This is a genomic window from Mesorhizobium sp. M7A.F.Ca.CA.004.12.1.1 (genome assembly GCF_003997835.1).
GTDB lineage: Bacteria > Pseudomonadota > Alphaproteobacteria > Rhizobiales > Rhizobiaceae > Mesorhizobium.
In genome coordinates, this window is sequence record NZ_RZRK01000524.1 from 1 (window position 1) to 4355 (window position 4355).

Annotated in this window: 4 protein-coding genes; 3 read left to right on the forward strand and 1 reads right to left on the reverse strand. The window is 64.1% G+C overall.

Annotation, left to right across the window (positions count from 1 at the left end):
- Positions 1-1234, reverse strand: a 1234-nt coding sequence (locus EN984_RS24165; protein ID WP_164765608.1) for an ABC transporter ATP-binding protein, incomplete at its 3' end; no start/stop codon positions are given.
- A 190-nt stretch (positions 1235-1424) separates the two neighbouring features.
- Here EN984_RS24165 and EN984_RS24170 point away from each other — a divergent pair.
- The 3 genes from EN984_RS24170 to EN984_RS24180 form a co-directional block, all read left to right on the forward strand.
- Positions 1425-2783 (forward strand): LLM class flavin-dependent oxidoreductase, encoded by a 1359-nt coding sequence (locus EN984_RS24170; RefSeq protein WP_127269473.1) that lies wholly within the window; start codon positions 1425-1427, stop codon positions 2781-2783.
- A 21-nt stretch (positions 2784-2804) separates the two neighbouring features.
- Positions 2805-3581, forward strand: coding sequence for a DUF427 domain-containing protein (locus EN984_RS24175; protein ID WP_127269474.1), 777 nt, complete (start codon positions 2805-2807; stop codon positions 3579-3581).
- Between the two features lie 32 nt (positions 3582-3613).
- Positions 3614-4355 (forward strand): ABC transporter substrate-binding protein (locus tag EN984_RS24180; protein WP_245480107.1); only part of this gene is annotated, 742 nt, incomplete at its 3' end.

The window sequence follows — 4355 nt, forward strand, 5'->3', positions numbered from 1 at the left end:
CCTCGCTGCGGCGCAGGCCGGCGAGCCGGCGCAGCGGACGGCCGAGGATGCGACCGATCCGCTGGCGCGGGTTGAGCGTGCGATCCGGCGACTGGAAGACCATCTGCACGTCGCGGCGTTCGGCAAGGTTTCTCTTCTCGACGCGCGGCGCGACCGTCCTGCCGAACAGCTCGACCGATCCGGCATTGGGCATCTGCAGGCCGGTGACGATGCGTGCCAGGGTCGACTTGCCCGAACCGGACTCGCCTATCAGCCCGAAGGTTTCGCCCTGGCCGATGTCGAGATCGATGCCGTGCAGCACTGGCTGGCTGCCGAAGGCATGACTGATGCCTTTGCAGGCGATCGCGACCCGGCGTTCTTTTGGCAAGCCGGCGTCTTCGCCTTGGGCTATGGGGTGCGCTGGCACGCCGTCCGTCTCCGCCAGTCTTCCGTCCCGCTTGGTGTAGTTGAGCGCCGGGATCGAGGCGATGAGCGCCTTGGTGTAGGCGTGAGAGGGGTTGTCGAAGACATCGCCCGCAACGCCGCTTTCGACCACGGTTCCCGCCTGCATCACCGCCACCCGGTCGCAGGAGCGGCGGATCATGTTGATGTCGTGGCTGATCAGCAGGATGCTGGTTTTGTGATCCTTGCGCAGGTCGGAGAGGATGGCGATGATCTCGGACTGGACGCTGGCGTCGAGCGCCGTCGTCGGCTCATCCAGCACCAGCAGCGACGGGTCGAGCGCAATCGCGATGGCGATGTTGGCGCGCTGCTGCATGCCGCCGGAGAGTTCGTGCGGATAGAGATCCAGCACACGCTCCGGATGGCTGACGCGGACCCGGCCGAGCAGTTCGGCCGCACGCTCGCGCGCCTCGTCGAGGCGAACCGGGCGGTGCCGCATGATCGTCTCGGTGATCTGCCGGCCGATCGTCATGCTTGGATTGAGCGCCGCGCCCGGATGCTGGTAGACGGCCGCGATTTGATTTCCCCTGAGCCGGCGGAGCTGCTCGGCGGAAAGGTCGCGGATTTCGCGGCCCTGGAATTCAAGCGCTGAGGCCGCGATACGGGCGTTCTTCGGCAGATAACGCAGGATGGCGAGCGCCACAGAGCTTTTGCCCGATCCTGACTCGCCGACCAAGCCGAGCGCTTCGCCTTCGCGGATGTGCAGCGACACGCCGCTGACGGCGGGATGCGATCCCTTGCGCCCGTCATAGGCGACGGACAGCTGGTCTACGTTCAGAACTGAGGAGGACATGGGGACTTGAAACCACTTTCTTCCAGCGCCGCCATCGAGGGCAATAGCTTCCGCTTTCGGAGTGCATTATCTCTATAAAATTACTCGGATTAAGCCGGAGCGCAATCTACCTTTCTCGCATCAGCAGAGATTGTCGCGGCTTAGGCAAGCAGCGCGACGGTCTCCGGAGCAGATCTGGAAGGAGGCCGTCATGGCTCGAGACCACATGATCCTCAGCGCATTCTTCTTCAACCCGCAGGGCGATCATCGGATGTCCTGGCGCCATCCCAGGGCGCCGGGGCGGGAGGTGCTGGACTTCGAATTCTACCGCGATCTCGTGCAGGCGGCCGAGCGCGCCAGGATTGACACCATCTTCGTCGCCGACCACGTTTCGATTTGGGATTCGGTCAAGAGCGGCGTCGCCCACTACGCCAATGCCCGCCTCGAACCGCTGACGCTGCTCTCGGCGCTGGCGGGCGTGACCAAGCATATCGGCCTGATCACCACGGCATCGAGTTCCTACAGCGAGCCCTACAATGTGGCGCGCATGTTCGCCTCGCTCGACCACATCAGCAAGGGCAGGGCGTCGTGGAACGTCGTCACCTCGGCGATGGACGAGGAGGCGCGCAATTTCGGCCGCGACGGCAATATCGAACATGCGTTCCGCTACGAGCGTGCGGCCGAATTCCTCGATATCGTCAAAGCGCTGTGGGACAGCTGGGAAGACGAGGCGCTGCTGATCGACAAGGCGTCGGGCTATTTCGCCGACCCCGACAAGGTCCATCCCATCGATCACAAGGGCAAGCACTTCAAAGTCCGCGGCCCGCTCAACGTCTCGCGGCCGCCGCAGGGCCATCCGCTGATCGTCCAGGCGGGCTCCTCGGAGGACGGCAAGAACTTCGCCACCGCCCAGGCCGATGCGCACTTCGCCATCTACAGCACCAAGGAAGATGGCATCAAATACCGTCAGGATATCAACGAGCGGCTGGCCCGCCACGGCAGGCGGCCGGAGAGCTTCAAGATCCTGCCCGGCATCCTGCCTGTTGTCGCCGCCTCCGAAGCAGAAGGCCGGGAAAAGCAGGAATACCTGCAGACCTTGCTGCCGGATCAGGTCGGCATCGACCTTCTGTCCAGCTGGAGCGGGTTGGACCTGTCGCTGTTCCCGCCGGACGGGCCATTGCCGCCGCTGCCGGACGAGAGCACGTTCAACGGCGGACGCACGTCGCTCAACCGGGTCAGGCAATGGGCGAAGCAGAATCTCAGCCTGCGCGAGATCGCCCGCAAACTCGCCAACAGCGGTTCGGTGCCGACCGTCGCCGGCACGCCGGTACAGATCGCCGACCAGTTGCAGGACTGGTTCGTTTCCGGTGCCGCCGACGGCTTCAACTTGATGTTCCCGCTGCTGCCCGAGGACTGGGTGAATTTCGCCGAACAGGTGGTTCCGGAGCTGCAGCGGCGCGGCGTGTTCCCGACCGAATACGCGCCGGGAACGCTGCGCGACCGCTTCGGCCTGGCGCGGCCAGCCAATCGCTTCGCCGAACAACGCGACAATGCGCGCGCGGTGTCCTGACGTCAGGCCGGGAGAACGATCATGACCGTTGCACCAAGATTGCAGCCGCGCGAAGCCACCGCGCCGCAGCTCGTCAATGTCCTGCACAGCCCCAAGCGCGTGCGCGTCAAGTTCGGCGGCCGCACCATCGCCGACAGCCGCAACGTGCTCGTGCTGCGCTCCAACCATTTCCTGCCGATCTATTTCTTCCCGCCGTCAGCGGTCGACCCGTCGGTGCTGAGACCCTCACCGCATCGCGAACCGCACCCGGTCGGTGGCGAAACCGCCTATTGGGATATCGACAGCGGTGACAGGCGCAGCGCCAACGCGGCCTGGGCGTTCGTGTCGCCACCGGATGAAAACCTGGCGCCTCTGGCCGGCCGCATCGCCTTCACCTGGAAAGCCGTCGACCAATGGTTCGAGGAGGAAGAGGAAGTCTTCGTCCACGCCCGCGATCCCTACGCACGCATCGATGTGCTGCAGAGCTCCAGCCATGTGCAGGTCTGGTTCGACGGCGAGCCGATCGCCGACAGCCACCGCCCGGTTCTGCTGTTCGAGACGCATCTGCCAACGCGTTTCTATCTGCCGGCGGAAGACATCCGGCTGGAGCGGCTGACGGCGTCCGTCACAACGACGCGATGTCCTTACAAGGGCATCGCCTCCTATTGGTCCGGCCTGCTGAGCGACGGCTCGGTGCGCCCTGACATCGCCTGGAGCTACCGGGATCCCATAGAGGAAATGCCCAAGATCAAGGGCCTCATCGCGTTCTATCCGCAGGCCGTCGACCGCATCCATCTCGACGGCGAACCCGTCGCATAGCTTTCAATCTTCATTTCAAGGCAGGGTTTAACATGACCAAACTCAGAGATATCGACGCAGTTCGCAATCTGTCGGGGGACATCTGGAATGTCGCCGTCGACGAATATCAGGGCGGCTTTCTCAAGCGCCGCGATCTCCTGAAATACGCCGCACTGCTCGGCCTGACCGGCTTTGCCGCTTCCCAAGGGCTTGGAGGCGCGCGCGCCGCGACTGCTGCCGGCGGCACGGTTCGCGTCGGGCTCGGCCAGCCGACCAAGGCGATCGATCCGGTTTCGGTCACCGATCCGGCCAGCATCGGGGTGATCAGCCAGGTCGGCGAGTATCTGATCCTCGACGATCCGAAGGATGGTCTGCAGCCGAAGCTGGCTCTGTCCTGGGAAGCAAACGAGACGGCCAGTCGTTGGACCTTCAAATTGCGGCCAGGGGTGAAATTCCACGATGGCCGCGCGGTCACCGCTAGGGATGTTGTGGCGAGCTTCGAGCGGCTGGTCGATCGGGCCAGCGGCTCGTCGGCGCTGTCCGCCTACAAGGGCATCCTGTCCAAGGGCGGCGCCAAGCTGGTCGACGACGAAACCGTCGCCTTCGATCTCGACGGCCCAAACAGCAACTTCCCCTTCTATGTCTCCTCAGACGTCTACAATGCCGTCATCCTGCCGGCCGACTATGCCGGCGATTTCGAGAAGAGTTTCAACGGCACCGGTCCGTTCAAGCTCGAATCCTTCCGTCCCAAGCAAGGCGCCAGCTTCGTTCGCAATGAAGACTACTGGGGCGACA